Here is a 26,705-nt window from a genome sequence, read left to right on the forward strand (position 1 = left end):
ATGAACGGTTACGACAAACTTAACAAAACATTACCGGCTTTGCTGCTGCTATTTTTTACTGGCTTGATTGCCATTTTCAATATAGCGTCCCCGGATCGGGCCTTTTCGGAATCCGAGAACCGGATGCTTGTGCAGCTGCCGCATTTTTCGCTGAATGCACTGCTATCGGGGACGTTTACTTCCGACTTCGAAAAATACGTGTCCGACCAATTTGCTTTCAGGGACCTGTGGATCGGCGCGAAAACCGATACGGACCGCTTGCTGGGGAAAAAGGAAAGCAACGGCGTTTATCTTGGAAAAGACGGGTACTTGATTCAGAAGTTCGAACCGCCGGCGGAGGGAGATTTGGAGGCCAAGATGGAAGCCATCCATGCGTTTGACGACGCCACACCAGGCCTTCGCAAATACGCCATGATCGTTCCTACGGCAGCGGCCGTGCTTCAAGACAAGCTGCCGAAATACGCCGAAACCGGCACCGAAGAGGCTTATTTGGGGCAAATCCGGCAGAAGCTGCCTTCCGATATCCGCTTTGTCGATGTATTCCCCGCTTTATACGCCGAAAGGGAGCAGCCTATTTTTTATAAAACCGACCATCACTGGACGACCAAAGGCGCTTATGCAGCTTATCTGGAGCTCTGCAAGCAAATGGGACTAGAGCCGCAGCACGAAGAAGAGTTTCAGATCCGGCAAATCACCGGCGAATTTTACGGATCGCTGTATTCAAAGAGCGGCTTCAGGCATCTGCGTCCCGACGGCATTCGGCTGTACCTGCCCAAAGAGCAAGAAAAGTACACCGTAACGTATTTTGGCGAAGGGCGGACCTCGGATTCGCTGTATGCGATGGATCAGCTTCAGAAAAAAGACAAATATGCGGTGTTTTTGAACGGGAATCACGCGTTGATCCGGATCCAATCGGCCCATCCGAACGGGAAAAAGCTGCTGGTCGTCAAGGATTCGTACGCGAACAGCTTCATTCCGTTTTTGCTGGGGCATTTCGGCGAAATCGACGTCGTGGACCTGCGGTATTACGAGGACGACTTGACGGCGTTCGTGAAAGAGCAGGGGATTCAAGACATGCTGCTGTTATACAACGTGAACACGTTTTTCGAAGACCCATCCATTTTAAATTTATCGGAGTGATCATATATGAGAACATCGTGGAAAAGAACAAGGGCTTTGCTTGCCTCTATTTTGGCTGTTGTCGCCGCCATCGCCCTGTTGTCCGGATGCGGTGGCAAGGCGGATAAAAACGATGCCGCACCTTCCATCGAAGAGCTCGGAACTAAAATCGAGCAGGCGGCGGATTTGAAGGAAATGAAACAAAGGGACGGGGAGAAGCTGCAGAAGCTCTACAAAATCGATCCCGACAACCTGGACGGCTTCATCCTTTACACGTCAACATCGAATGTACGGGCGGACGAATTGGCGGTCATCAAGCTGAAGGACGCCCGGCAGACGGAACAAGTCCAAAAGAATATCGAGCAGCGGATCGCCGCGCAAAAAATAAAATTCAAAGATTACCGCCCGGAGGAATATTTTCTGGTGGAAAACCATGTGCTGAAGTCCAAAGGACCGTTCGTCTTCTTTGCCGTTTCCAAAGAGGCGAAGCAAATGGAACAGGCGTTTGACGGCGCGTTTTGATGGAAGATGCTGGTGGACATCATGCAAATAGCGCGTGCTTAGACGTTACAGCCTTTGATCTCCTGATTAGGGAAGATCAAGGGCGTTTTTTATTTGTAGCACCCGAGGCCGAGCGTTTGCACCCTCCTTTTTGAGGAAATGTATGGAAAATGGGAACAAATGTGTGGTAAAATCAAATCAATTTGAGAGAATGCTGCGTTTTTTATGGAGTTCATTATGAAATGATGGAGCCAAATGAGATGACGACACCCCTTTATTCTTCCTATTCAAGCGACCTCGCTCAACGTTTGACCGAGCTAAGACCCGATTTGCTGCGGTATTGCCGATCCTTGACAGGAATGGAGTGGGAAGCCGAGGACCTTGTGCAGGAGACGATGATCCGCGTCCTGAACCGCCATGGGAAAGCACCGCAGATTACTGCGAGTAAGGCCTACGTGTTCCGGATCGCCCGGAATCTTTGGATCGACTGCTGCCGCCTTCACCGGCGGCAAACATCCGTATCCTTCGAGGAACTCGAGCCCGCCGATGCGCCGGCCGCTCCCGCCGACTCGGACCCCTTGATTACGCGCGAGATGCTGGAAGAGCTGATGTATCGCTTGACCCCCAAACCGTTTGTCATCGTTTTGTTGTGCGACGTATTCGGCATGACCGCCAAAGAAGCGGGGTTCTGCATCAACATGGCGGAAGGATCGGTCCAGGTCGCCCTTTCAAGGGCGCGAAAGCGGCTGCGCCTTCTGGCGCTTCGCGAGCCGGAGAGAACCGCTGCCGGCGCCTATCCGATGCAACAAAGCCGGGAAGGGGCAACCGCCAAGCTGCTCGCCTCCGTTACCGATGCGTTCCGCCGCCATGATCCCAGGCTGATCTACGACGCTTATTTGCGCCTTTTTGAAAACGGTTGCCGGATCGAGGAAATCCGTTCCCGGGATGGGCGATACTTCTTTACGTTACATGACCCCGACGGCAATCTGCTGCTCATCGGCGAATCTTTTTTTTGAAATGTTTTTTATGAACGTGTATGGTTCAAATCCATTTAATCGTTATTACAACGAAACAGGCTAATTACGGTCGAGAGGAGAGAGGAGGTAATCCATGCCACCCGGGATGACAACGATACGGCACATCGATAGGGTGCTATTGCCGGTTCCGGACGTCAGGCTGGCGGCGGAGTGGTACGCGAGCGAAATCGAATTCCAAATCGCAAGGCGGGGCAGCAAAGAGATCGATCTCAAGATCCATGATGGCGAAACATGGCTGACGCTGACGGAGCCGGAGGAACGGGAACCGTTCCGGCCGCAGTTGCATCTGGATGCGGAGGGACATGTTCCATGCTTCAACTTGTATACGCATTGGGTTGATCTTCACGGGGAGTGGCTCAAGTCCAGGGGAATTCGCATAACGGATACGATGCGCACGCCATACATGAACGTTTGCGAAATGGCCGATCCTTTCGGCAATGTGGTCGGCATTTGCCATGAAAAGGAACATTCGCTTTTTTACACGCCCAGCCCCCGTCCGCTCCCGCCGATGTTCCATCGCATTCTTGCAGTGTTTCTCCCCGTTAAGGATCTTGAAGCTTCCATCCGTTGGTATTCCGACGTCCTGGGCTTTCAGCTGCATAACCATTGGGGACAAGGAGCCGATCTGAAGATCGGCGAAGGAGAAACGATCGTCACGATGATTTGCATGGACGAAGGGAAACATCGCCAAGCGCTGCAAGCCATGAACGGCAGAGCCATTTATTCGCTGCAGTCGTCCGATATCCGCGAAGCTTACCGGCAATTATGCGGAAAGGGTGTAGCAGCCGGCCTGTGCCGTGACCAGGATGGCATCCAATTGTTTTATGTTACATCCCCCGAAGGGTTAACGATCCGTATTTCGGAAAAGGAGATGATTTCAGTTGGTTAATCACGAAAACGTTTCTCATACGGCTGCCGATATTCCGCTCGTGAATCGGGTCGCCAGCGTGTTTGTGCACGTGACGGATTTGCGCCGATCGGCAGAATGGTACAGCCGCTTGCTGGGTCTGCCGATGATGGAGGAACGCTTGAACGGCGGTCCCGTCTATTGGTTTGATTTTCAAGGCACGCATATGATTCTAGATTCGGATGCGGTGAACCGGGAAAATCCGGATTGGAACGAAGGGATGATGCCTCGCATCATGTTCGAAGCGAAGAATATCGACGATGCCTTCCGGTATGTCCGGGAGAAGGGCGGACAACCGATTTGTGAGCCGGAAAGGCACGGATCGATGGCATTTTTCAACTTCCGGGATCCGGAGGGGAACACGCATATGGCTTGCTGGGTTGATCAGAGGGATGCCGATCAGGCATTTAAGGGGCAAAGTCCGATCCAGCCGCGCATCGGCGGCGTTTTTGTCGATGTGAAAAATATGCGGGAGGCCGCCCGCTGGTATTCCGATCTTCTGGGCGTGCCGTATGACGATGCCGCTGCGGAGCAAAGGATTTATTCCGTTCCTGCGGCATCCGGTGCCGCGCTGCTGCTTGACCATAACCGTTATTTGAACCAGGAATCGTTTACGGAAGTGCTTTATTTCGAAACCGGCGATTTTGACGCCGCACGGACCTTTGCCCGGAATCAAGGATTTCAGTTTGCAGGCGAACCCTGCTATTTCCCTGATCTGAGCGAATTCGCCCTACTTGATCCGGACGGCAATCGTATTGTCGTCGCGCAAATGAATGAAGGAGGACTGTAACCTATGCCCAGACAAATCAGCAGTTCTTTAACCGTATTATCCGTGTCCGATTTGGCTCGCTCAAGGCAATATTACCGGGAGGTTCTCGGCTTCGACGTGACGGATTGGTGGGCCGAGCGGGACGGTTTAACCGGACTGGCCCTCAAGCTTCATCAGGCCCCGGATCCATCCGCCGTACATCCGAACCCGCCCGAACCGGGGGCGGAGCTCGGAATCGATGTTTCCGCATATGTCGACACTTGGGCCGCGCTGGACAGCCTTTACGAAGAATTCAAGTCCAAGGGCGCGACCATCGCCAAAGAGCCTGTCGTTTATCCGGACGGCGGACCATGGAAGGAATTTGTGATCGCCGATCCGGACGGGTATCATTTGGCGTTCGGAGGGATTGACGGCAGCCGCGCCCACTGCAGCATCGAACCCCATGTCCAAGCGGCATTTTTGTGGGTACGGGACTTAAACCGCGCGGTGGAACGTTATTCGAAGCTGATGGGGCTGGAGGTCAGGGAACGGGACCGTTTCGATCACCTGCACGTGTTTCATATGGATAACGGGGCGGATCTTATTTTGGATTCCAACGGGATGGAGGGCGTACCGATTCCCGAGCGGGGGCCGGTCCTCTTTCAACTGGGCACCTATAATATCGATAAAGCCGCAAAAGAAGCGGAGGAAATCGGCTTCGAAATCGTTTATGGCATTCAACGCCTTCCACAGGTTTCGTTTTTTAACATTCGGGATGAGGACGGGAACATCGTGATGGTTTGCCAGCAGCATGCGGGGGTGACGCCGTGAACGTGGAAATTGTAGAAAGGCCGGCAATAAAAGCCGCGGTTCTGCGGATTCCAAGAGACGGAAACCTGGTTCGCGAAGCTTGGGCCAAAGTAACCGCTTGGCTCGACGGACATCCGGCGGTGGCGGAGCGGGAGCACGGTTACGTCTTCATCCCGGAGTGGCAGTGGGCGACGGAAGTGACGACGTTGTGGGTAGGCATGGCGGTGCATCATTTCGACGGGCTGCCTGCCGAGCTTGAGGCGATCACCATCCCGGCCAAGCGGTTTGCAAAAATGACCGTCCAGGGGGACCGCACCCAAATGGAGGCGGCTTACGACGCCCTTTTCAAATGGTTTGCGGAAGGGACCTATGCAAGGGATACGCGTGAAGGCTCCTTCGGATTTGAAATGAACCGTCTCAATCCGATGAACCCGTTTGACATTCCGGCGGACGAGATCGACAGCTTCGATTTCGACATTTTCGCGCCGATTTTGAGCGAATCGAAGCTTCTCGTCCCGGACCGATATCCCGGAATCATGAACGTCGAGGTCCGCAAGGGTAGGGATCGCCGGATCGTCGGAGCGGAGACGTTCATCGACCAAAAAACGACAAAAGCGGAGCGGGCCATTCCGGCGTTTTGGGAAAGCGTCATGCCGCGGCTGCGGGAGATTGCGGATGTTAAACAGCCTTTGGCAACGATCGGATTGTACAGGTACGACCCTCCATTTGGACCTCATCAGGATTTTCGTTATGTTGCCGGGGTGGAGGTCGAGGCGCAGTCGAAGGCTCCGCTGCCGGAAGGGATGACGGAAGTGACGGTCCCGGAAAACGACTTCGTCGTCGTTACCTATCGCGGGAAAGCAAGCGGGCTCGGTCAGGTTTGGGATTATTTCCACGGTTTTTGGTTTCCGCAGCAGGCGGAATACGATGCCGTGGACGATTTCGAATTCGAGCGGCATGACGAACGTTATCTTGGCGCGGATGACGAACGTTCCTTATTTGAGATGCATTTTCCGGTCCGCCGGCGGGCGAAGGATAAACGTCTTACGGACAAAATCGTCGTGGATGAAAAGGGAGGGCATGTCCTCCAAGATCTGCGGGGGGAAAGGGTCCGGATGGCAAGCTTTCAGAACGCCGATCTTCACGGCATCGACATGCGGAGCAGCCGCCTGAGGCATGTGAACTTCGTAGGGTCCGAATTGGAGCATATCTATTTTGCCGGCGTTCATGTCGACGAAATTCAGATGGGCGGAACGGTATTCGAGCATATTCGGCGGCCGGAGGCCATCCAAAGCCGATTGGATGAGGAGCCCGGCACCGATGGGTGGGTTAACGTGGAACCGGTCGTTTTCAGGGACAGCGATCTCAGCACGGCCAGGTTCGAAGGGTGCAACCTAAGTGATGTTAACATTAACAACTGCCGCCTTGACGGGATGACCATCGACGGGATTCCCGTGACGGCTCTTTTGGAGCATTATTTGAAGTCTGGCGCTAAATAAACGCGATGTGAAAGGGGCGAATGTATATTGGGAATTCAACAGATCGGCAGCGTTTTTATTCCGGTAAGCCGACTGGAGCGGTCTATCGCTTTTTACTCCGAAGGACTCGGACTGCTTTGTCGGGGAATTGAAGATTGGGGCGAGGGGAAACGCGGGGCGACACTATTTTTTAATCCGCACCCCGAGCATGCGGCCCTGCTGACTTTAGCCGAAACCGGCGAGCCGATCGCCGTATCGACTAGAAATCTTTTTAATTTTAAATGCAGCGACGCCAGGGGGCTTCATGTCATGTTGCAAACCCAGGGATACCGGGTTTCGGAACTAGAAACATGGGATTCTCCATGGAATAGACATGTCATGTTTGACGTTTTCGATCCAGACGGTCATTTGCTCAATCTCATCGAAATGATTCCGATCGAAGTTTTTAAATGAGGGACTTATGCCACCATTCAGTGTACAAATCGGACGATCGGCGTTTCGTAATGAAGTTGCAAAACGTCGAGCCGAATATATGCTGTAAAAATGAATGCCATGGGCGACATCCGAAGTTAACGGACTTCGGGATGTCGTCCTTTTTTTCCTTGAGTGTCCTTCGGTCATATATACTCGCAAACTACATTTGTTTCCTTGACATTGTTCGCTGATCAAAATATAATCACAAACATAAAGTAATTTACTTACAAAATTATTGTTTGAATTTCGATCAGGAGGATCCAGTAACCATGACAAGAAAACAGGATATCGGCGCATTGTTTTTGCGGGTATTTTTAGGCGCTGCCTTTTTTATTCACGGACTTGCCAAGTTTCAAGGGGGCATCGGCAATGCTGCGGGATTCTTTGAAAGCTTGGGCCTGCCCGGGTTTGCCGCGTATGTTGTGGCAACGATCGAGCTTGTGGGCGGACTTGCCGTCCTATTGGGACTTGGAACGCGGTTGGTCTCGTTTTTGTTTGCCGTCATTCTGGCCGGAGCCATTGTCAAGGTGAAATTTGCCGCAGGTTTTTTGGGAAACGATCAGATGCCGGGGTATGAAATTGATTTGGCTCTGCTGATCATGTCCGTTTATTTCGTCATCGCCGGCTCACCGCTGTTCGCGTTGGACCGTTTGTTTTTCCGCTCGAAAGCAAAATAAATCAACCCGGAGGTCTCCATTCATGACGACATTTCATAGCAAACCCAACATTTTTGTAGGCCACGTTCATTTAAAGGTTTCGGATTTGGCTCGATCGCTTGCTTTTTATCGGCATGTGATCGGATTTCGCGTGTTGGAGCAATCGGAACGGAAGGCGGTCATGACGGCGGATGGCAAAACCCCGATGTTGACGATCGAGCAGCCGGAACAAGTTATGCCGAAACAACCGCGCACGACGGGTTTATATCATTTTGCGATTCTGCTGCCGAAGCGTTCGGATTTGGCATGCGTACTGCAGCATTTTATTCAGCATAAGATCCCGCTCCAAGGGGCGTCCGACCATTTGGTCAGCGAAGCCCTCTATTTGGCGGATCCGGACGGAAACGGCATCGAAATTTATGCCGACCGACCGTCCTCGTCATGGGCTTGGGGGAACGGGGAAATCGTGATGGATACCGTTGCCCTGGATATTCGGAATCTATTGCAGGAAGGGGCCGGGCAGGAGTGGAAAGGGCTTCCCGAGGGTACGCTCATGGGGCATATCCATCTGCATGTCTCTTTCTTGCAAGATGCGGAAGCATTTTATATCCAGGGGTTGGGTTTTGAGGTCGTATGCCGGCTAAGCAACCAGGCGCTATTTATTTCGACAGGCCAATACCATCACCACATCGGATTCAACACATGGAACGGCGTAGGTGCCCCAGCGCCCGCGGAAAACAGCGTCGGGTTGACCTCCTTCGATATCGTTTATCCGACCGAGGCGGCAAGAACGGCTGCGGTACAACGGCTGAAGTCTATGGGAGTTTCCGTCCAAGAAGACCGGGGCGCATGGATAACGGAAGATCCGTCCAAGAACCGGATGAGGCTTGTCCTCTGAGCCGGGCATTCGCTTATGAGGCTGAAAAAATATGAACTTCTTTCAAACCCATCGTTAGGCAGGGGCCTGACGGTGGGTTTTTGCTTTTAGCCTAGCTTGGCAGCCATGTGCGGTACGGGATCAGACTCATTCGAACAACGCTTCGCTGAAGGACATCAAAAATATGTTTGCCAAAAAATAAAAGGATTGAATTCATGGAAAAGGTCCTTTACAATAAAACCCAATAAACTACCATACTAGTTATACTAGTATCCTAATGAAACTATCGGAGGAAAGTTGCACTCAATAACTACGTACGAATCAAGGAGGGGAAAACTTGGACATCACCGTACAGGACGTGATTGATCAACTTCCTGCGGCAGCGGGACGGCTTGAGCCTACGGTCGACCGCATCGTTGCAGGCAGCGGGCAAGCGGCCGTCCGCGGCATCGCCGTATCGTTCGTCGCTTCCTGCGAAGCCATTCGGGAAGCGGCGTCGCTGGGAGCCAATTTGTTCATTTCCCATGAAGGCGTATTTTACCGCCATCAGGAAGGCGGGAAGGGGGCGGATGGCCACAGCCGGGTAAAACAGGTGAAGGAGAGTTTCATCGAATCGGCAGGCATGACCATCTACCGTTATCATGATCATCCGCACCGGGTCAGCCCCGACCTGATCACCCGGGGGCTGCTGCGCGCACTGGATTGGGAGCGGTATGAGCACAAATACGTTGAGGCCGCGGCTGTGGTGACCCTGCCTGAAGCGCGTCGGGGCTGCGATATCGCCTTCCATGTCAAAAGCAGTCTTCATCTACCGTACCTACGCGCGGCAGGCAGCCTGGAATCCGCCTGTCAAACCATCGGTATCGCCGTAGGATACCGGGGAGGCAGTGAGATCGCCGTTCCTCTGTACGAGAAGGAACATGTCGATCTCCTGCTTGCAGGGGAAGGCCCCGAGTGGGAAACGCCCGAATACGTCCGGGACGCAGCCGCCCAAGGATGCGGCCGTTCGCTCCTTTTGCTCGGGCATGCAGCCAGCGAAGCGCCGGGGATGAAGCTGCTTTCGGAGATGATCGGAGAACGGTTTCCGGGCATACCGGTCCATTTCATCAACACCCCGACGCCGCTGCAAATCATGTAAAATAGGAATAAATGAAGCGATTGCAGAAAGAGGTTACCGTATGTCAACTGAGCAAAAGATTAAGGGATCGACCCGCGCGTATTCCTATAACTTGCTAAAGGAAAGGATTCTTCATCTGGAGCTTGAGCCTGGAACGAAAATTTCGGAAAAAGAGATCGCGGACGAGCTGAACGTCAGCCGGACGCCCGTCCGGGAAGCGTTCATGAAGCTGGCGGAGGAGGAATTGCTCGATATTATTCCGCAAAGCGGCACCGTCGTCTCCCGGATCAACCTGAAGCATGTCGAGGAAGGACGTTTTATCCGGGAAAAAATCGAGAAGGAAATCGTGGCGCTGGCATGCGAACAATTCGGGGAACAATACCGCTTTCGCATGGAAGCCAACATCGTGATGCAGGATGTCTGCGCTTCGCAAAACAATTATTACAAGCTGTTTGAGCTGGATGAGGAATTCCATCAAATTTTGTTTGAAGCGACGGGAAAAGAGCGGACCTGGAAAATGCTCCAGCAGTTGAATATCCATTTTAACCGGCTCCGGCTGCTTCGACTGTCGAAAGATTCCAATTGGGGCAACATCATTGAGCAGCATAAAGAAATTTACCGTTTGATCGTAGGGAAAGAGATGGAGCAGGCCATGCAAATGATGGAGAATCATCTGCGGCTGGTCGTGATCGAGCAGGATATGTTGAAGGAAAAGTACCCGCATTACTTTGTCTAAAGGGAAGAGAGAAGCGAAAGGGGAACGAACATCATGCTTGCAATAAACAACGAACTTCCTTATTCGGCCGCCGACCGATGCTGGCTGAGGTACGCAAGGAATGAATCCCTGCAAGAAATAAGGTGTTTGAAAAGGGTGGCGGTCTACGGTACGTCGGAACAGTTCGCTACTGCGGTGCGGGAGCTTGCTTTCGGCCTTGCGGAAATGACCGGGACGACGCCGGAAATGACCGACGATCCGGATGGCGTGGAAACGAACGTGATCCGGTTGGTCCAATTCGATGAGGCTTTGCCGCAGCGGCTGCAGGAGCTTGTGCCCCGACAAGCGCTGAATGAAGAAGGGTATGCGATTCAGACGATCGCCGAAAACGGGGGAGAATCGATCGTCATATCCGCAAAATCCGGAAAAGGCGTGCTATACGGCACATTCCATTTGCTGAGGCTCTTGCAAACCGGCGATTTGGGCGGCAGCCTGAACATCCTCGAAAATCCGCGCAACGGGCTGCGCATGATGAACCACTGGGACAACATGGACGGCTCGATCGAGCGCGGATACGCCGGCGGATCGATCTTTTTCAAGGATAACGAATTTATTCGGGACCGGGCGCGGATCAAGGATTATGCGCGGCTCATGGCTTCCATCGGAATAAACGGCGTGGCTATCAACAACGTTAATGTCCACCATACCGAAACGCTGCTGATCACGCCCCGTTTTTTGCCGGATGTGTCGGCGGTGGCCGAAATCTTCCGCGGTTACGGAATTGCTTTGTTCCTCAGCATCAATTATGCCAGCCCGATCCAACTGGGGGCGCTGGATACGGCCGATCCCCTCGATCCCGACGTGCGGGCATGGTGGAAGGAAAAAGCCCGCGAAATTTACGGATTTATCCCCGATTTCGGCGGTTTTGTCGTGAAGGCCGATTCGGAACACCGGCCCGGTCCTTTTACCTACAACCGGACGCATGCGGACGGATCGAACATGCTCGCGGAAGCGCTCGAACCTTACGGCGGCATCGTAGTTTGGAGATGTTTCGTCTATAACTGCCTTCAGGATTGGAGAGACCGTACGACCGATCGGGCCCGCGCCGCTTATGATCACTTCAAACCGCTGGACGGCCAATTCAAGAAAAACGTCGTGTTGCAGATCAAAAACGGGCCGATGGATTTTCAGGTCAGGGAGCCGGTCTCCCCGCTTCTCGGCGCGATGCCGGAGACCAACCAAATGGCGGAGTTCCAAATTACGCAGGAATACACGGGTCAGCAAAAACATCTTGCGTATCTCGTCCCGCAGTGGAAGGAGGTGCTCGATTTCGATACGTTCACGCGGGGCGAAGGATCGGAAGTGAAGAAGGTCGTCGCTGGGGAAACGCATCCTTATGCACACTCCGGAATGGCCGCGGTCATTAACGTGGGAGACGATCCGAACTGGACCGGGCATACGCTGGCGCAGGCGAATCTTTACGGCTTCGGGCGGTTGGCGTGGAATCCGGATTTGACGGAAGAGGCGATCACGGCGGAGTGGATCCGGCTCACTTTCGGCACGGATGAAACGGTCTGCCGAGCGCTCCGGTCCATGTTAAAGGACTCCTGGCGCATCTATGAAAGCTATACGTCGCCGCTTGGGATCGGATGGATGGTGAACCCCGGGCATCATTACGGCCCGAACGTCGACGGCTACGAGTACTCCGTGTGGGGAACGTACCATTATGCCGATAGCCGGGGAATGGGCGTCAATCGTACCTTGAAAAACGGAACCGGGTATACATCTCAATATGCCAAAGAAAACATGGAGCGTTACGAGTCGCTGGAGTCCTGCCCGGACGAGCTGCTGCTCTTCTTCCACCACGTTCCATACACCCATGTGCTTCATTCCGGCAAAACGGTCATCCAGCATATTTACGACAGCCATTTTGAAGGGGTGGAAGGTGTGGAGGCATTCATCGGACTCTGGCGCGAACTGGAAAGGTACATCGATGCGGAGCGCTATGAAGCGGTGTTGGAACGGCTTCGGATCCAGCTTGCGCATGCCAAGGAATGGAGAGACGTTGTCAACTCGTACTTTTACCGCAAATCCGGCATTGAGGATCAGTACGACCGTCGGATTTATTAAGCTGGTCGACGACTCTATTTTAGGCAGGAGGAGAAGGCTGTGATTGAAACGACGATGGAATCGGGACTTCGGAGCAGAATCGTCATGCCGTTTAACGCTGAATAGCGTTTTGCTCTCGGAAAAATCAGGATGCAGGAACCGCGTTTGGCTGAACGCGGCGCCCTGCATTTTTCTTTTGAGCCGAGGAGCTAGATCCGACATAAAATAGACAACTCTTATTTTTCTCGTTTTTTTGTGGAAAGTTGAACCATTTTTTCCGGTGAAACGTACTAGTTTATGAGATTCGTATCAAAAGGAGGCTCTTTCATGGGGAAAAAAAGGTTCATCTGGCTGCTCGCCGCCGCAATTGCGCTGACTCCGCTCGTTCCGACAGCGGCGCTGGCCGCCAAAAGCAAGGCCGTTGTATCGGTTCAGGGCTTGGAGAAATTCGCTGCCGAAAAAGCGGCGCTGCTCACCGAAAAATACGGGACGACCAGCGTCCAATATGCACTCATTGACGGCGGCAATCTATTGGCTTCGGGGCAAACTGGCCTCAACGACAAGGCTGGGAAAATACCATTGACCAAGGATACGTTGTACGGCATCGGCTCCACGAGCAAAATGTTTACGACGGCGGCCGTAATGAAGCTTGTCGATGAGGGGAAAATCGATCTGGATGCCCCGCTTGTGCAGTACATAACGGATTTCAAAATGAAAGACGAACGGTATAAGCAGATCACGCCGCGCATGCTGCTGAATCATTCCTCAGGTTTGCAGGGCTCCAGCTTGGGCAATTCCTTTCTGTTCAATGACCAGGACACGTATACGCATGATACGCTGCTGAAACAGTTATCCGTGCAGCGGCTAAAAGCGGATCCGGGGGCCTTTTCGGTTTACTGCAACGACGGGTTTACGCTGGCCGAAATTCTTGTCGAAAGAGTCAGCGGCATGACATTTACTGCATTCATCCGTCAAAATTTTACCGAGCCGTTGTCCATGAACCATACGATAACTTCGCAGGATGTCATGGAACCCGGCAAATTTGCCGGGCTTTATTACCCGGGATTCGATACGCAGCTTCCGAATGAAACGGTCAACGTGATCGGCACGGGCGGCATCTATTCCACGGCGGAGGATTTGGCGCGGTTCTCGCAAATTTTCACGGGACAGCAAAAGGGCATCCTCACCGACAAGTCGGTTCAAGCCATGCAGCAGGAGGAATACAAAAGGGGATTGTGGCCGAAAGACGCCGACAATTCCGTCGATTTCGGGCTTGGCTGGGACAGCGTAAGGCTGTACCCGTTTAACGATTATGGCATCAAGGCACTGACCAAAGGCGGGGACACCATCTTGTACCATGCCTCGCTGGTTGTGCTGCCGGAGCAGAATATGGCCGCCGCCGTGTTGTCCTCAGGCGGAAGCAGTTCGACGAACCAGATGATGGCTACCGAGCTGCTGCTTCAAGCGCTAAAAGAGAAAGGGACGATCAAGGAAATCAAGCCGGAAAAATCGTTCGGCAAGCCGGTCAAAGCGGATATGCCGGGCGATGTTAAGAAATACGCGGGGTATTACGGTTACCTCAACCAACAAATCAAAATCGCCATTCAAAACGGGGAGCTTACGCTTTCGGTGCCGAACACGCCTGGTCTTCCGGAGCAAAAATTCATATATACGGCGGACGGCACCTTCGTGAATCCTGAAGGCACTGCGAAGCTTGCGTTTGTTACGGAGAAAAACGGACGCACCTATCTATGGGACAGGGAATACACCAGCATCCCGGGATTAGGGCAAGTGGCCGTGTCCACTTATATGGCGGAGAAGCTTGAGGATCACCCGATTGCGAAGGATGCGGAAAAAGCTTGGGCGAAAAGAGAAGGTCAGGAATTCTATCCGATCAACGAAAAATTCAGTTCGCTCATGTACATGCTAAAGCCGACGGTTAAAATCACTCGCTCTAACGACCTGAAAGGATATTTCGGAGCAAATCAAATTTCCGGTCCGGACACAGCGGCTAGCCAGGTGCAGATTCCGGCCATGGGCGGCCGGGATACGGCCGAATATCATTTCTTTAAAGAAAACGGCAGCGAATATCTGGAAGCGGCCGGAAGTTTGTATGTCAGCGGGGACAAGATAAAAGCGCTCTATAAAGGGAAGCAGTCCACGGTAACGATTCAGCCCGACGGTTATGCCAGATGGTTTACCGTTCCGGAGGGAGCAGCCGGCAAAACCATGAGCGTCAACATGCCGGAACAAGGTTCCTTTGCGGTATATGACGAAACGGGGACCTGCGTGAACTTCACGGTCATCAGCGGCAAGAGCGATGCCGTTCTGCCGAAAAACGGAGTGGTCGTATTTGCCGGAGAAGCGGGCTCGACGTTTAACATTGCGTTGAAAGAGCAATAATTTATAAAATTTCGTTCTTTGAACGGCGGGATCCCGGACGACTCCGGGATTCCCGCCTTTTTCGCTTCATACGTCATTGTGTTGATGCGCTTCTTAATCCGGTGCGTTTGAAACATCCGCTTCCCTCGAGCGTATGTTACAATGACGAAGGTTCGGCCGTTATGAGGGGAGGAACAATAGTTTTGGCAACAGTGTTGGCATCAGTACATAAAAACAACGGCAGAGGTTCGCGAGAGCCGCAGGACAGAAACAAAAACAAGCGTAAATCGCCAAAGGAGAGCTTGGCTAGCCGGTTTTGGTTTGGATTTTTAAAAACGGTTGGATTCATTGTGCTTCTTGGCGCGATTTTGCTTTATTGGAATTCGGCCAGGTTAACGTCGATCATATTAAATTCCCGTCCGGTCGAGAAACTGACCGCCGATACGACGGGGATGGTCAGGCTTGAAGGGACGGCCGAGGGCGAGGCTGCGTATACGGATGAAGGCAGGCTTCGCAAACGTTACGCGCTGCTTCAGAAGGAAATGTTCAACTGGCAATGCAGTAGAGGAGGATGCTCGTACAAGCTGAATAAAGACGAAAAGCCCTCGGTTTGGGGTACGCTGAAGATCAACGGGGTATCCGTTCAATCCGACGAGTTCCGCTTTTATGCCGACTGGCTGCCTTTGGATAATACGACGGTTCCCTTCGAGCAAGTATCCAAAATTTATGATGAAGGTTCTTCCCGGCCGCTTCTCATCGAAAAACCCAAATCAACCGCATACGGGTACTACGCCGTCTCGCCGGGCGACCGGGTGACGGTCATCGGCCAGGCTCAAAACGGCCGTTTGGAGCCTTTTAACCTGCCGGGCGAAGACGAGCGGCGCGTCATCTTGATCGGATCGAGCGTTGACCGGATGGTCTCATACGAACGGAAAAACCAAACCCTCTATTTGATTTTGGGCGCGGTTGTCGCGCTCATGCTGCTGCCTGTAGTCGTCGGGTGGATTCGAAAATTGTTCCGGAGGTTCGCGCGAACCTGAACTTAGGCCATGCCTGCAAAAGATAAAGGACTTTCTCCAGCGGAACATGCGGAAAACGCTCCGGTTGGGAGAAAGTCCTTTTTTGAGGATATAAGAACGTATAAGTTTCGAAGTGATTGCTTCCTTAATATCTCAAGAAAAATTTCCGCTAAGCGCGGTCTGTCTTCTGTGAAAGCACGTCGATAGACGTTTTCTTATTTTCCTGAAAGATATCGTTTAAGGTACGCGAGCTTCTTTCCTTATGTACCTGTCGTCAACCGAAGGAAGTCAAGACGCTCTGTTCGACGATTTCCCTGAGCTCGGCCTTGTGGGCGGCATACTGCTCGGGCGTAATGCTTCCGCTCTGAAGGCGGTCATCCAACTGCTTGGCTAGCTGCGAGACTTGAAGATCGATGACATCATTGATATCTCCGCCTTGTTCGGCCGCGATATCATGCAAGGATTTGCCTTCGTACAAAGATTCATACAGTTCTTCGTCGGATGATTGGTTGAGTGCTTCAAGCAGATCGTCTTTTTCTGAATTGCCTGTAGAAAAAGACCATTTTAGTGCCGGGCATGCGCTTGTGATGGAGCCGCTTAACGCGGTGCTTCCGAAAGACATAATCACTACCATCGTTCCGACAATCATCACTCGCTTTATGTTCATGGTTAAAATCCTCTTTTCCTGTTTTTTGGTGCGTGTCGTAGTCGTTAGGTTATGGGTGTGAGAGTTTCAGCCTAATGTCATTGTAAACGAGAAACCTGAGGATAACCTTAATTGTTCTTTAAGATTAAATTAAGTTCACTCCCGAAGTATCGAAAAAATCCCGTTTCCGCTTCATCCAGCACTTTTTGTGCCTGCTCACTCAGCATTCCAGCTATGAGCAACCGGATCAGTTGTTGCTTGCTCTTATATCCGTCAGAAACGGTGGCCAACATTGGAGTTGACTTTGACACTATGTCAACGTTTTAAGATGGGAGGGAAAGGAGATGAGTCATATAATGACGGATAAGACGCAAAGGGGAAACTCGGAAAGTGATGAAGGAAAAAGAGACAACGACAAGCATCCTCCCGTGACCGTTATCGGCCTCGGCCCGATGGGACGAGCACTGGCCGGAGCTTTTCTGAAGGCAGGCCATCCGACGATCGTCTGGAACCGATCGCCCGGCAAAGCCGAGGCGCTTGCCGCTCAAGGGGCAGTCCTGGCGAATACCGCCGCCGAAGCCGCTGCGGCAAGTCGGCTGACGATCGTGTGCGTCCGGGATTATGACGCCGTGCACGAAATCGTCGAACCGATCGGCGAAAGCTTAAGTGGACGGGCATTGGTGAATCTGACATCCGATTCGCCGATTCGCGCACGCCAAACGGCCGAATGGGCGGCCGGGCACGGAATTGATTACCTTGACGGAGCGATCATGACGCCAATTACTACGATCGGACAGAATTCGGCCACCGTATTGTACAGCGGAGCCAAGGCGGTCTTTGAAGCTAATCGTTTAATCTTGTCAAGGATCGGCGGTGCTTCCGTATATCTCAGCGAAGACGCGGGCCGGGCTGCCGCATACGATGTATCGCTTTTGGATATTTTCTGGACGGCGATGAGCGGTTACATTCATGCGCTCGCTTTGGCAAAAGCTGAAAACATCTCAGGGAAAGAGCTGCTGCCTTTCGCACAAGGCATTAGCGGCATTCTTCCGAATATCATGGCCGCACTGGCCGAGCAAGCGGATCAAGGGCAATATCCGGGAGACAGCTCCAACCTGCTTTCGGCAGCCGCAGGATTGCAGCATATCATTGATACGGCGCTTGCTCACGGCATCGATACCAGCGTACTGATCGCGGCTAACCATATCGCAAGGCGAGCGATCGACGCAGGCTACGGAATGGAAGGATTTGCCCGTTTGACCGAAGAGCTTCGGAAAAAATAGGTATGACCATATCGGAAAAGTCCGGCCCATAAGAGGGGCCGGACTTTTCCGTATCAAATCCGCTCATGTAGATGCGCCTCTTTGTTCCATTGAACCGCCCGTTTTGGCCATGATTGCCTGCCGGATTTTCATTTGTTCTATGCGTTGATCTAACCGCTTCTGTACTGCGGAAAGGGATTGGATTTGATTGGCGATTTCGGCCCGTTTTTCCTCATAGGCTTCAAGCATTTCCACGCAGAACCCATCGTTGTCGGTATAAGCATCGTAATCATCATGGCACTTCAATATTTCAAGAATTTCCTTCGTCGACATGCCGAGCTTCAAATAAATTTGGATCGTATTGATCCGTTTGATGTCGGCCTCGTCGAATTCCCGATAATCGTTTTCCAAACGTTTGGCGGAAAGCAGATTTTTCTTTTCATAATACCGAATTGATCGGGCGCTTACGCCGGTTGCTTTGGAAATTTGGCTTATTTTCACTGGAATTGCCCCTTCCATAAGGAGAATCTGAGGCTAATTATATCGTACACTTCCCTTGATGACTACGATATCTTTCTCTTTCAAGTGTCCGTGATTCTTCCAGCCTTTAAGGGAAATTTTTCGCAGGCGGAAATATGCAGGTAATGACATAGAAATGTATGATACAATGGGATTTATTGGAGCTATTAAACATTGGTCAATTCATGGAAAGGGAGAGGTGCACACGTATGTCGAAAATTTTATCCCGCGCGGAAGTGGCAGTAGAAACTACATGGAATTTGAACGATATTTTTCCGACCAAAGAGGCTTGGGAAAATGAAATGCAGGCGGTGGAACAGGATATCTCCTCCGTTGCAAAATTTGAAGGAAAGCTCGGCGAAGGAGCGGATACGCTGCTGGACTGTCTTCTTGCCCAGGAAGAACTTCAGGGCAGAGTCAGCCGGACCTCGGCTTATGCGCATCTGCTTCTCTCCGGAGACAGCATCGACCCCGAAAACCAGATCAATGCCGCCAAGGCGCGTGATTTGTCTTCGCTGGTGGTCACGGCCCTGTCATTTATCAAATCCGAAATTATCGCACTCCCTGACGGAATGATCGAAGAGTACATAAAAGAACAACCAGCGCTCCGGGATTTCGAACGCAGCCTCAAGCTGCTGTTGCAAACCAAACCGCACAGATTGACGCCGGAAACGGAAAAGGTACTTGCATCGCTGGGCGAGGTTTTAGGAGCGCCATACCGCATCTATGAACGCAGCAAGCTGGCAGACATGACGTTCCCTGCAGCCAAAGACGGTCAAGGGCAGGAAGTGCCGGTATCGTTTGCGCTTTATGAAAACAAGTACGTCGAATCGCCGGACACCGTTTTGCGCCGCAATTCGTTTCAAGTTTTTAGCGAAACGCTGCATAAATACCGCAATACGTTTGCGGAGACGTACGGCACCGAAGTGAAACGGCAGGTGATCGAATCGCGCCTGCGCGGATATGACTCCGTGACAGACATGCTGCTGACGCCGCAGCAGGTGACGAAAGAAATGTACAACAATGTGCTGGACATTTTGCAGCAGGAGCTTGCGCCTCATATGCGGAAATATGCCGCTCTAAAGAAGCGGGTGCTTCAATTGGACGAAATGACGTTCGCCGATTTGAAGGCGCCGCTCGACCCGGAATTCAGCCCGGCCATTTCCTTCCAAGAGGCGGGGGAATTGATCAAGGAAGCATTGTCGATTCTAGGTCCGGAATACGGGGAAATCGTTTCGGCCGCATTCCGCGACCGTTGGGTGGATTACGCGGATAACGCAGGAAAAAGAACGGGGGCATTTTGCAGCTCCATACCGGGAGTCCATTCTTATATTCTGATCAGCTGGGCGGACAGTATGAGAGGCGCGTTTACAATGGCCCATGAAGTGGGGCACGCCGGCCATCTGATGCTGGCGGGCAAATACCAGCGGATAACGAACTATAGACCTTCCCTGTATTTTATCGAAGCTCCGTCGACGATGAATGAGCTCCTGCTTGCGGATCATCTCTTGACACGTTCCGACGATCCGAGAATGCGCCGTTGGGTAATTTCCCAGCTTCTCGGCACGTATTACCACAACTTTGTCACCCATTTGCTCGAAGGAGAACTTCAGCGCCGGGTCTACGATCTTGCTTCGCAAAACGTCCCGATTACGGCCGTGAAATTATGCGAACTGAAGGGAGACATTTTGGCTTCGTTCTGGGGAGAGGATGTCATGATCGACGACCATGCCAAGTTGACCTGGATGCGTCAGCCGCATTACTACATGAGCTTGTACCCTTATACGTATGCGGCGGGACTTACCGCTTCTACCGCGGTAGCCAAGCTGATCCGGGAAGAAGGGCAGCCTGCGGTGGATCGTTGGCTCGAAGCGTTGAAGGCCGGCGGCTCCATGAGCCCGCTCGATTTGATGAAGCTCGCAGGGGTGGATATGTCGAAACCGGAACCGATCCGAAACGCCGCGGCTTATGTCGGATCGCTGATTGATGAGCTCGAGCGTTTGTTTTAAACATGACTGACAGCTGCTGAAGTGATTGGAAAAAGATGAAGGCGGGAACCCGGGGTTCCCGCCTTCAATCTAGAGCTTCCCGGAAGCCCTTCTGTAACGCATGACTTTCCTATACATCGACTTATCCTTTAATTTGTTGAATATAAAAGGATCCGGATTCGTGTTCACTTCGATAATCCATGGCGTCCAAGAATCGTCGAATCCAACATCCAATCCGATTTGCCTGATCCCGGGGTATTTTTTGTGGAGGTGTTTTGCCGTGGATACGCCAAGTTTGGTCAAGCGATGTATGACTTTATTCATATCACTGCCGGAGAGATGGGCGGTAAGTAAAGGTTTGACATCCATGGGCGTGCCCCCGCTGTGATAATTCGTCACGATTTTTCCGGGATGCGCCACTCTGCCAATGAGACCGGTCGTTTCCCATTCCCTTTTGGGGCTTAGCTGTACCATGACCCGTATATCAAAACGCCTTTTATTATACTTCAACAAATGAATGCCTTTTTGAATGAGATAACTTTTCTTCCCCGTTACATTCCGAATCGAGTTGTGCAAGCTTTCATAGTCCCCAAAGGTTCTTTCCGTCGTCCCCGTTTGGTATTTGTACGCACCGGAATTCAGGCGCTGCACGCGCATAACCCCTTTGCCGTAAGTCCCGACCTCGGGTTTCGCGTAGACCATTTTGTAAAGCTCCAGCATTTTCTTCAGTGTAGGTTTACTGAATCTGCGAGTATCCGGAATAAACGGTTTCACCTCATTGCTTGTCAGGAGTGCCTTTGTTTTCGTCCATTTACTCAATAAAAATCTGCGCGGCTTTCTTTCGCTCATACCCATCGATCCCTCCAAATCCAACGTATGCAGCTTGATTTCGCATTGTATGCTGTATTCGCCTTGCCCGAACAGGGAATTCGTACAAATCATGCACAAATAGACTATAGGTATAACGATCCGTAAAAAAGGCCGGCAACAAGTGAATGGGACTGTACCTGTCTTAAATGATTGAATACTTATAGTTAGTGTTAGAGCAGTATTTGTGGCAAAAAGGGAGAGGGAAACATGAATATATTGATTGTCGCACCGGAGCGAATACCCGTTCCCGGCAATGGGTCGGTAGAGATTTGCATACTTGCCATTGCCAAGCAGCTGGCCCAAAATCATAAGGTAACCGTCGTCAGCAGAGCTTCAAAGGGGCTTCCGGCTCAAAGCAACGCAGGCGGAGTCAATATCGTCAGGGTTCGATCAGGCAGTTCAAAGGTTTATCTTGCTTCGGTTCTTCGCTTTATTCAAGGGAAGGATTATGACGTCATCCAGGTTGACAATCGTCCCCAATACATGGCATCTATCCAAAAGGCATTCCCAACCATGAAGGTCACGTTGTTTCTGCATTCGCTCACGTTTGTTCCGCCGACCAAGCATGTCGCCAAACTGTTAGGGTATGCCGATCTGATCATTGCAAACAGCATTTCGCTGAAACAAAAATTAACAAACCGTTTTCCCGATGTGGCCCCAAAAATTCGGGTCGTTGAGCTTGGCGTCGATACGAATCGGTTCCGCCCCGTAACCGAGGCCGATCGTTCCCAATACAGGAAAAAGTTCGGCATAGGCGATAGGTATACCGTTCTGTTTGTCGGTCGCATCATTCCGCAAAAAGGGGTACACGTATTGCTGAAAGCGGCAGGCCTTGCCAGGAAAGAAGTTCCTCTTCAAGTGGTCGTTGCCGGGCGTTGGAGCGTTTCATACATGAGGCATCTCAGGGCTTGGGCATCCAAGTCAAGCGTGCCTGTAAGATGGATCGGCCAACAAAAACATTCGGAAATTCATAAGGTATATCAGATCGCGGACTGTTTGGTATGCCCCTCCCAAAAACATGAAGCTTTTGGACTCGTGAATGTCGAAGCTATGGCCTCCGGATTGCCTGTGATCGCTTCAAATATCGGAGGAATTTCCGAAGCTGTGATCCATGAGCGCAACGGTTTTTTGGTGGATGAATACTCGCGTCCCGAAAGATTTGCGGAATATTTGATCCGACTCGGGAAAAACAAGGAACTTGGGCGTAAAATGGGAGCCAACGGAAGAATCGGCGTCATGCAGAACTTCACTTGGCAGCAAACGGCCGACAAGCTCGCTTCGCTATATCAATGATAGAAAGGCTGAAGGGTTGGCGCCCGATGAGCGACTTAACATCCAATTTTAATAGAAGGATTATTGACATTGGAGTCATTATTTGATGCTGGAGCGGGATGACTTCGCGAAGCGTTAAAAGGGAAGATTCATCCCCGACGGTTGGCAAAAGAATACGTTTGCAAGTATCATTGCAAGGAGGCGGCGGAACAAGCCGAACAGCATTTTTCCGCCGTTTTCCGAAACCGTTCGTTTCCCGAACATATCGATGAATTTAGGATCAGCCAAAATCTGACGGAGGATGGCAGCTTCAGCGGATTATGCAATCGGAGCCGGTTCTGATTCACGGTGCGGACGAATACGAGTTTTCGGTTTTGCACGCGGCAGTGATGACGGACAACGAAGTCATGGTGGAATTTTTAATAAAACATGGGGCTGATGTCCATGCAAAAAATGACGAGGGCATAACGCCGCTGCATATCGTTTTGTATCCTGAAATCGCTTCTCTGCTCATTCGGCATGGGGCGGATGTCAATGCCGCAGAGGATGACGGGAGCACGCCGATTCACGCGCAGGCGTCCGACGGGGAGGAAAGGCTGGATGTCGTCGAAGTGCTCCTGCAGCACGGGGCGGATCCATCGCGCCTGAACAAAGATGGTCAAACCCCGCTCGACATCGCCAAAAGCCGCGAGGAAAACGAGATGATCGAGCTGCTAACCTCGGTTTCGGAACGGTAAAGATTTGCTCGCTGTTATGAGCGGCTGGGGTTGCCATTGTATTATGTGTTATGATGTGCCAATAGACCTCGAGAAAGGATGTTTCGCGGTGGATAAGCATTTTCAAATCGGTTACGAGCCTCCCGAAGCGGAGGAATACGTCAACCTTCGGATTAAGTCGGGCCTCAGCGGCAAGGATATCGAAGCTTCCCGCAGGGGGCTGCCCAATTCCTTGTTCGTCGTTACGATCAGGATGGAAGGGGAATTGATCGGCATGGGCAGGGTCATCGGCGACGGCGGCTGCATGTTCCATGTCGTGGATATTGCCGTGTCCCCTGAACATCAAGGCCAAGGGCTGGGTAAACGAATCATGTCGGAAATTACGGCCTATTTGGACCTACATGCCACGAAAGGGGCTTACGTCAGCTTAATGGCCGATGTGCCGGCCGATCGGCTGTATCGGCAGTACGGCTTCGAATACGGCGCCCCGGCATCCGTAGGCATGTACAAAAAATACAATTGACGGGAGCTGTTTTACTGGCCGAGAAATAATGGCTATAAAAAAACACTCCCGACCGCAGCAGGAGAGCGTATGGTACGATGATAACAAATCGGATTCGGAGATATTTTACTGTTTCACATTTTTGTGGGATCAATTACTTTAAAGTAACATTTTGGAAGGAGCGGCCGCAATGAAGGTCGGCTTTTTAATTATCGATATGCAGACGATCCACCTTGAGAATTTGGATAACAAAATTATTAACCGGGCTTGCGAATATATCAACTATGTTTCGGATGTGCTTCGCCGGAACGGTCATGTTGTCGTACATGTCCAAGACATTGAAGGCATGGACGAATCCAATAAGGATTTATTTCGAACCATTCCGGAAATCCGGGTTGACGCTAAGGACTTGATTCTAACCAAAGAACACTCGAGCGCATTTTGGAAGACGGATTTGGAACGAACGTTATCGGATCAAAACGTAGAGCTGATCATCATTTCCGGATTCGCCGCAGAACAGTGCGTATTGTTTACTTACAACGGAGCCGTTGAAAGAGGGTTTAAACCGGTTATGTTGCAAAATGGAATTTTAAGCAATTCCCCTGATGTGATCACAACGACCTATCGGGACAGGAATGTGATTTCTTACCCCGTCGTTGAATATTTAATCCATAAATAAAATCGGGAAAATAAACGGCCTCCAATTCATTATTGACTGAACGATCCGGAAATGATAATATTCAGTTCACGAAGGAAAGGAGGCTTTGAGCTGATTGTTTTAGACTGAACAGTCCGATAAGTTTGATCGACTTGCTGATTGCATGAAGAGATATAGAAAAGAGGTATCATTTACATGGCAAGAAACAAGGAATTCGATACGACCCTTGTCCTGCATAAAGCGATGGAAGTGTTTGGACATTACGGGTACGAAGGCACATCATTGCAAACCTTGCTTGACGGACTGGGGATCGCCCGCCAAAGTTTGTACGACACTTACGGTACGAAAAAAGATTTGTTCATCAAAGCGGTCAGACATTACGTTAACGAAAAGTCATCCGGGGTCGTAGCCCATTTGGAAGGTGGGGAGTCCGTAAAAAAAGCGATCGCCGAAATTTTTCGAACGATCGTGTCCGTGCTTCAGGATGAAGAGCGGCGCAGGGAATGTATGATTTTGCACAGCGCCATCGACCAAATCCCCCATGACCCGGACATTGCGGCGCTGTTTGAGCAAGACCGGTCACGTTTGGAAAAAGCGTTCCATGAAGCGCTGGTCCGCGCTCAAAATCAAGGGGAGATTAGCGTTGGCAAGGACCTGCACATGCTGGCGCGGTATTTGTACCATGCAAGATATGCGATGACGCAAGCGGCTAAACTAATGAACGATCCCAAGGAATTGGAGGAGATCGCCGCGGTTACGCTTTCGGTGCTGGATTGATGAAGCGTTGTTTGACGCTTCCCCTCATTCGGCTATTTCGGATCGATTGGTCAAAAAATCTAAATAAATCGGACTGTTTGGTCTATAATTGATAAAAGGGAGAGTTTGCATGAATACAAGCAGGCATAAAGGTTTGGCGCTTATGATTCTCGCCGTATCCCAACTGATGTTGGCGTTGGATTACACGATTGTTTTTGTGGCATTGCCTTCGCTCGGAGCGGATTTAGGGTTTTCTGCCAATCATTTGCAGTGGGTCGTCAGCGCCTATTCGCTCGTGTACGGCGGATTTTTGTTGTTGGGAGGAAGATTGTCCGACATGTTGGGGCGGAGGCGGATGTTTATGATCGCCATTGCGCTCTTTGGCGTTGGTTCGCTCATCGGCGGTTTGGCGAGCTCCCAAGTGTTGCTCATTGTTGCCAGAGGGTTGCAGGGACTCGGCGGGGCGCTTCTGTCACCGTCAACGCTGTCGCTGATCATGTCCAATTTTGACGAAGGTGCGGAGCGTAACCGGGCGATGAGCATTTGGGCGGCGATGGGAGGCGTGGGCCTGTCCCTCGGATTGCTGCTCGGCGGAATATTGACCAGCTATCTCGGCTGGGAGTTCACTTTTTTTGTTAATGTTCCGGTTTCCCTCATCGCCTTGATCCTTGCGCCATCCGTTCTGGTGGAAAGCAAAGCCGGACCCGGACATAAACATTTTGACGCACTCGGAACGATATCCGTCACCGGAGGAATGATCCTCCTCGTCTATTACTTGATCCAATCTCCGATTGAAGGCTGGCTGAGCATGGGGACGCTGCCGTTTGGACTGATCAGCGCAGCATTGTTCATCGGGTTTGCCGTCATTGAACGTTTCGCGAAAGAACCGTTGGTTCCATTCCGATTATTCCGCAACCGCAATCTTTCCGGAGCGGCGTTAACCGCGGCCTTGTTCTCGGCTTCCTTCGGTACGCTGTATTACTTTCTTACCTTATACACGCAGGATGTATTGCACTATTCGGCCATTCAGTCCGGTTTAAGCTTCTTGCCGCTCACGATCAGCGCTCTTTTGGGTTCGAGACTCATCAACAAGATGCTGGGTGCGGCAGGCACGGCGGGTACGATTGCCATCGGCATGGCTTTGGGCGGCATAGGCTTTATTCTGCTTACGCAACTTTCCGACAAGGGCACCGTGTGGGGAATGATTCCCGGCACCGTCATTATCGGCTTAGGGCAAGCGCTTGTGTTTACGACCATGTTCATTGCGGGCGGCACCGGTATTGAACCACGAGACCAAGGGGTGTCGTCGGCCATCGTTTCGACAGGCCAGCAAATCGGCAGTTCGGTAGGGTTGGCCATCATTATGGCCATCATTTCTGCGAGCCTGGGATCAGACATCAAGCTGGAAACTTCAAAGCCGTTCGACTTGAATCATGCAGTGCATATTGCATTTACCGTTGCCTTGGTAATAACGTTGCTGGGCATATTGGTTGCTTTCATGACGCTTAAACAGAAAAAACGAACATCCGAGGTCGATAGACAAGGAATATCTTCCCGTTAACATTTT

26 protein-coding genes are annotated in these 26,705 nt (G+C 51.5%); 23 read left to right on the plus strand and 3 right to left on the minus strand.

The features are described from left to right. The 15 genes from RJP21_RS11610 to RJP21_RS11680 all read left to right on the plus strand — a co-directional run bounded on the left by RJP21_RS11610 (position 1) and on the right by RJP21_RS11680 (position 15,970). The gene (locus RJP21_RS11610; protein ID WP_310859399.1) at positions 1-1,140 is read left to right on the plus strand and encodes a DHHW family protein; all 1,140 of its coding nucleotides are present in this window, start codon (positions 1-3) and stop codon (positions 1,138-1,140) included. A gap of 6 nt (positions 1,141-1,146) precedes the next feature. Then, positions 1,147-1,641, plus strand: coding sequence for a DUF4358 domain-containing protein (locus RJP21_RS11615; RefSeq protein ID WP_310859400.1), 495 nt, complete (start codon positions 1,147-1,149; stop codon positions 1,639-1,641). A 221-nt stretch (positions 1,642-1,862) separates the two neighbouring features. Further along, positions 1,863-2,636, plus strand: coding sequence for an RNA polymerase sigma factor (locus RJP21_RS11620; RefSeq protein ID WP_310859401.1), 774 nt, complete (start codon positions 1,863-1,865; stop codon positions 2,634-2,636). Between the two features lie 94 nt (positions 2,637-2,730). Next, complete coding sequence (locus RJP21_RS11625; RefSeq protein WP_310859402.1) at positions 2,731-3,546, plus strand: VOC family protein; 816 nt, start codon at positions 2,731-2,733, stop codon at positions 3,544-3,546. Beyond that, positions 3,539-4,354: a VOC family protein gene (locus RJP21_RS11630; protein WP_310859403.1), complete on the plus strand. Its 816-nt coding sequence runs from the start codon at positions 3,539-3,541 to the stop codon at positions 4,352-4,354. The genes RJP21_RS11625 and RJP21_RS11630 overlap by 8 nt, the downstream gene beginning before the upstream one ends. A 3-nt stretch (positions 4,355-4,357) precedes the next feature. Beyond that, a complete protein-coding gene (locus RJP21_RS11635) occupies positions 4,358-5,143 on the plus strand; it encodes a VOC family protein (protein WP_310859404.1) in 786 nt (261 codons plus the stop codon). Next, positions 5,140-6,621 (plus strand): effector binding domain-containing protein, encoded by a 1,482-nt coding sequence (locus tag RJP21_RS11640; RefSeq protein ID WP_310859405.1) that lies wholly within the window; start codon positions 5,140-5,142, stop codon positions 6,619-6,621. The genes RJP21_RS11635 and RJP21_RS11640 overlap by 4 nt, the downstream gene beginning before the upstream one ends. A gap of 27 nt (positions 6,622-6,648) precedes the next feature. Continuing rightward, the gene (locus RJP21_RS11645; protein WP_310859406.1) at positions 6,649-7,053 is read left to right on the plus strand and encodes a VOC family protein; all 405 of its coding nucleotides are present in this window, start codon (positions 6,649-6,651) and stop codon (positions 7,051-7,053) included. A 290-nt stretch (positions 7,054-7,343) separates the two neighbouring features. Further along, the gene (locus RJP21_RS11650) at positions 7,344-7,751 is read left to right on the plus strand and encodes a DoxX family protein (protein ID WP_310859407.1); all 408 of its coding nucleotides are present in this window, start codon (positions 7,344-7,346) and stop codon (positions 7,749-7,751) included. A 22-nt stretch (positions 7,752-7,773) separates the two neighbouring features. Next, the gene (locus tag RJP21_RS11655) at positions 7,774-8,628 is read left to right on the plus strand and encodes a VOC family protein (RefSeq protein ID WP_310859408.1); all 855 of its coding nucleotides are present in this window, start codon (positions 7,774-7,776) and stop codon (positions 8,626-8,628) included. Positions 8,629-8,944: 316 nt separating this feature from the next. Continuing rightward, positions 8,945-9,745: a Nif3-like dinuclear metal center hexameric protein gene (locus RJP21_RS11660; protein WP_310859409.1), complete on the plus strand. Its 801-nt coding sequence runs from the start codon at positions 8,945-8,947 to the stop codon at positions 9,743-9,745. Positions 9,746-9,785: 40 nt separating this feature from the next. Beyond that, complete coding sequence (locus RJP21_RS11665) at positions 9,786-10,460, plus strand: GntR family transcriptional regulator (protein ID WP_310859410.1); 675 nt, start codon at positions 9,786-9,788, stop codon at positions 10,458-10,460. 33 nt (positions 10,461-10,493) lie between these two features. Beyond that, complete coding sequence (locus tag RJP21_RS11670) at positions 10,494-12,569, plus strand: alpha-glucuronidase family glycosyl hydrolase (protein WP_310859411.1); 2,076 nt, start codon at positions 10,494-10,496, stop codon at positions 12,567-12,569. 306 nt (positions 12,570-12,875) lie between these two features. After that, positions 12,876-14,951: a serine hydrolase domain-containing protein gene (locus RJP21_RS11675; protein WP_310859412.1), complete on the plus strand. Its 2,076-nt coding sequence runs from the start codon at positions 12,876-12,878 to the stop codon at positions 14,949-14,951. Between the two features lie 182 nt (positions 14,952-15,133). Further along, on the plus strand, positions 15,134-15,970 hold the full coding sequence (locus tag RJP21_RS11680; RefSeq protein ID WP_310859413.1) for a hypothetical protein: 837 nt from the start codon (positions 15,134-15,136) through the stop codon (positions 15,968-15,970). Positions 15,971-16,223: 253 nt separating this feature from the next. Here RJP21_RS11680 and RJP21_RS11685 read toward each other — a convergent pair whose 3' ends face one another. Next, positions 16,224-16,616: a hypothetical protein gene (locus RJP21_RS11685; RefSeq protein ID WP_310859414.1), complete on the minus strand. Its 393-nt coding sequence runs from the start codon at positions 16,614-16,616 to the stop codon at positions 16,224-16,226. A 323-nt stretch (positions 16,617-16,939) separates the two neighbouring features. Here RJP21_RS11685 and RJP21_RS11690 point away from each other — a divergent pair, with 323 nt between their 5' ends. Continuing rightward, positions 16,940-17,878 carry an NAD(P)-dependent oxidoreductase gene (locus RJP21_RS11690; protein WP_310859415.1) on the plus strand — a complete coding sequence of 313 codons (939 nt, stop codon included), beginning with the start codon at positions 16,940-16,942 and terminating at the stop codon, positions 17,876-17,878. A gap of 63 nt (positions 17,879-17,941) precedes the next feature. Here the strand turns inward: RJP21_RS11690 and RJP21_RS11695 are convergent, their stop codons facing one another. Then, positions 17,942-18,358, minus strand: coding sequence for a MerR family transcriptional regulator (locus tag RJP21_RS11695; protein ID WP_310859416.1), 417 nt, complete (start codon positions 18,356-18,358; stop codon positions 17,942-17,944). 227 nt (positions 18,359-18,585) lie between these two features. Here RJP21_RS11695 and pepF point away from each other — a divergent pair, with 227 nt between their 5' ends. Continuing rightward, entirely contained in the window at positions 18,586-20,385 is a 1,800-nt protein-coding gene (pepF, locus tag RJP21_RS11700) for an oligoendopeptidase F (RefSeq protein ID WP_310859417.1), read from the plus strand. Positions 20,386-20,454: 69 nt separating this feature from the next. Here the strand turns inward: pepF and RJP21_RS11705 are convergent, their stop codons facing one another. Further along, on the minus strand, positions 20,455-21,213 hold the full coding sequence (locus RJP21_RS11705) for a YheC/YheD family protein (protein WP_310859418.1): 759 nt from the start codon (positions 21,211-21,213) through the stop codon (positions 20,455-20,457). A gap of 228 nt (positions 21,214-21,441) precedes the next feature. Here RJP21_RS11705 and RJP21_RS11710 point away from each other — a divergent pair, with 228 nt between their 5' ends. The 6 genes from RJP21_RS11710 to RJP21_RS11735 all read left to right on the plus strand — a co-directional run bounded on the left by RJP21_RS11710 (position 21,442) and on the right by RJP21_RS11735 (position 26,699). Then, entirely contained in the window at positions 21,442-22,527 is a 1,086-nt protein-coding gene (locus RJP21_RS11710) for a glycosyltransferase family 4 protein (RefSeq protein ID WP_310859419.1), read from the plus strand. 299 nt (positions 22,528-22,826) lie between these two features. After that, positions 22,827-23,243 carry an ankyrin repeat domain-containing protein gene (locus RJP21_RS11715; protein ID WP_310859420.1) on the plus strand — a complete coding sequence of 139 codons (417 nt, stop codon included), beginning with the start codon at positions 22,827-22,829 and terminating at the stop codon, positions 23,241-23,243. A gap of 88 nt (positions 23,244-23,331) precedes the next feature. Beyond that, positions 23,332-23,745 (plus strand): GNAT family N-acetyltransferase, encoded by a 414-nt coding sequence (locus RJP21_RS11720; RefSeq protein ID WP_310859421.1) that lies wholly within the window; start codon positions 23,332-23,334, stop codon positions 23,743-23,745. Between the two features lie 169 nt (positions 23,746-23,914). Beyond that, entirely contained in the window at positions 23,915-24,403 is a 489-nt protein-coding gene (locus tag RJP21_RS11725; RefSeq protein ID WP_310859422.1) for a cysteine hydrolase family protein, read from the plus strand. Positions 24,404-24,577: 174 nt separating this feature from the next. After that, positions 24,578-25,159, plus strand: coding sequence for a TetR/AcrR family transcriptional regulator (locus tag RJP21_RS11730; protein ID WP_310859423.1), 582 nt, complete (start codon positions 24,578-24,580; stop codon positions 25,157-25,159). A 109-nt stretch (positions 25,160-25,268) separates the two neighbouring features. Then, positions 25,269-26,699, plus strand: a complete 1,431-nt coding sequence (locus RJP21_RS11735; protein ID WP_310859424.1) for an MFS transporter — start codon at positions 25,269-25,271, stop codon at positions 26,697-26,699. The last annotated feature ends 6 nt before the right edge of the window (positions 26,700-26,705 follow it).

The sequence above is a fragment of the Paenibacillus sp. VCA1 genome (assembly GCF_031583795.1).
Classification (GTDB): domain Bacteria; phylum Bacillota; class Bacilli; order Paenibacillales; family Paenibacillaceae; genus Paenibacillus_AQ; species Paenibacillus_AQ albilobatus.

Bases quoted from the DNA above. Each gene is read 5' to 3' on its own strand.
- RJP21_RS11610 (WP_310859399.1), top strand. From the start codon at position 1: ATGAACGGTTACGACAAACTTAACAAAACATTACCGGCTTTGCTGCTG.
- RJP21_RS11615 (WP_310859400.1), top strand. From the start codon at position 1,147: ATGAGAACATCGTGGAAAAGAACAAGGGCTTTGCTTGCCTCTATTTTG.
- RJP21_RS11620 (WP_310859401.1), top strand. From the start codon at position 1,863: ATGATGGAGCCAAATGAGATGACGACACCCCTTTATTCTTCCTATTCA.
- RJP21_RS11625 (WP_310859402.1), top strand. From the start codon at position 2,731: ATGCCACCCGGGATGACAACGATACGGCACATCGATAGGGTGCTATTG.
- RJP21_RS11635 (WP_310859404.1), top strand. From the start codon at position 4,358: ATGCCCAGACAAATCAGCAGTTCTTTAACCGTATTATCCGTGTCCGAT.
- RJP21_RS11650 (WP_310859407.1), top strand. From the start codon at position 7,344: ATGACAAGAAAACAGGATATCGGCGCATTGTTTTTGCGGGTATTTTTA.
- RJP21_RS11655 (WP_310859408.1), top strand. From the start codon at position 7,774: ATGACGACATTTCATAGCAAACCCAACATTTTTGTAGGCCACGTTCAT.
- RJP21_RS11665 (WP_310859410.1), top strand. From the start codon at position 9,786: ATGTCAACTGAGCAAAAGATTAAGGGATCGACCCGCGCGTATTCCTAT.
- RJP21_RS11670 (WP_310859411.1), top strand. From the start codon at position 10,494: ATGCTTGCAATAAACAACGAACTTCCTTATTCGGCCGCCGACCGATGC.
- RJP21_RS11675 (WP_310859412.1), top strand. From the start codon at position 12,876: ATGGGGAAAAAAAGGTTCATCTGGCTGCTCGCCGCCGCAATTGCGCTG.
- RJP21_RS11685 (WP_310859414.1), bottom strand. From the start codon at position 16,616: ATGAACATAAAGCGAGTGATGATTGTCGGAACGATGGTAGTGATTATG.
- RJP21_RS11690 (WP_310859415.1), top strand. From the start codon at position 16,940: ATGAGTCATATAATGACGGATAAGACGCAAAGGGGAAACTCGGAAAGT.
- pepF (WP_310859417.1), top strand. From the start codon at position 18,586: ATGTCGAAAATTTTATCCCGCGCGGAAGTGGCAGTAGAAACTACATGG.
- RJP21_RS11705 (WP_310859418.1), bottom strand. From the start codon at position 21,213: ATGAGCGAAAGAAAGCCGCGCAGATTTTTATTGAGTAAATGGACGAAA.
- RJP21_RS11710 (WP_310859419.1), top strand. From the start codon at position 21,442: ATGAATATATTGATTGTCGCACCGGAGCGAATACCCGTTCCCGGCAAT.
- RJP21_RS11715 (WP_310859420.1), top strand. From the start codon at position 22,827: ATGCAATCGGAGCCGGTTCTGATTCACGGTGCGGACGAATACGAGTTT.
- RJP21_RS11725 (WP_310859422.1), top strand. From the start codon at position 23,915: ATGAAGGTCGGCTTTTTAATTATCGATATGCAGACGATCCACCTTGAG.
- RJP21_RS11730 (WP_310859423.1), top strand. From the start codon at position 24,578: ATGGCAAGAAACAAGGAATTCGATACGACCCTTGTCCTGCATAAAGCG.
- RJP21_RS11735 (WP_310859424.1), top strand. From the start codon at position 25,269: ATGAATACAAGCAGGCATAAAGGTTTGGCGCTTATGATTCTCGCCGTA.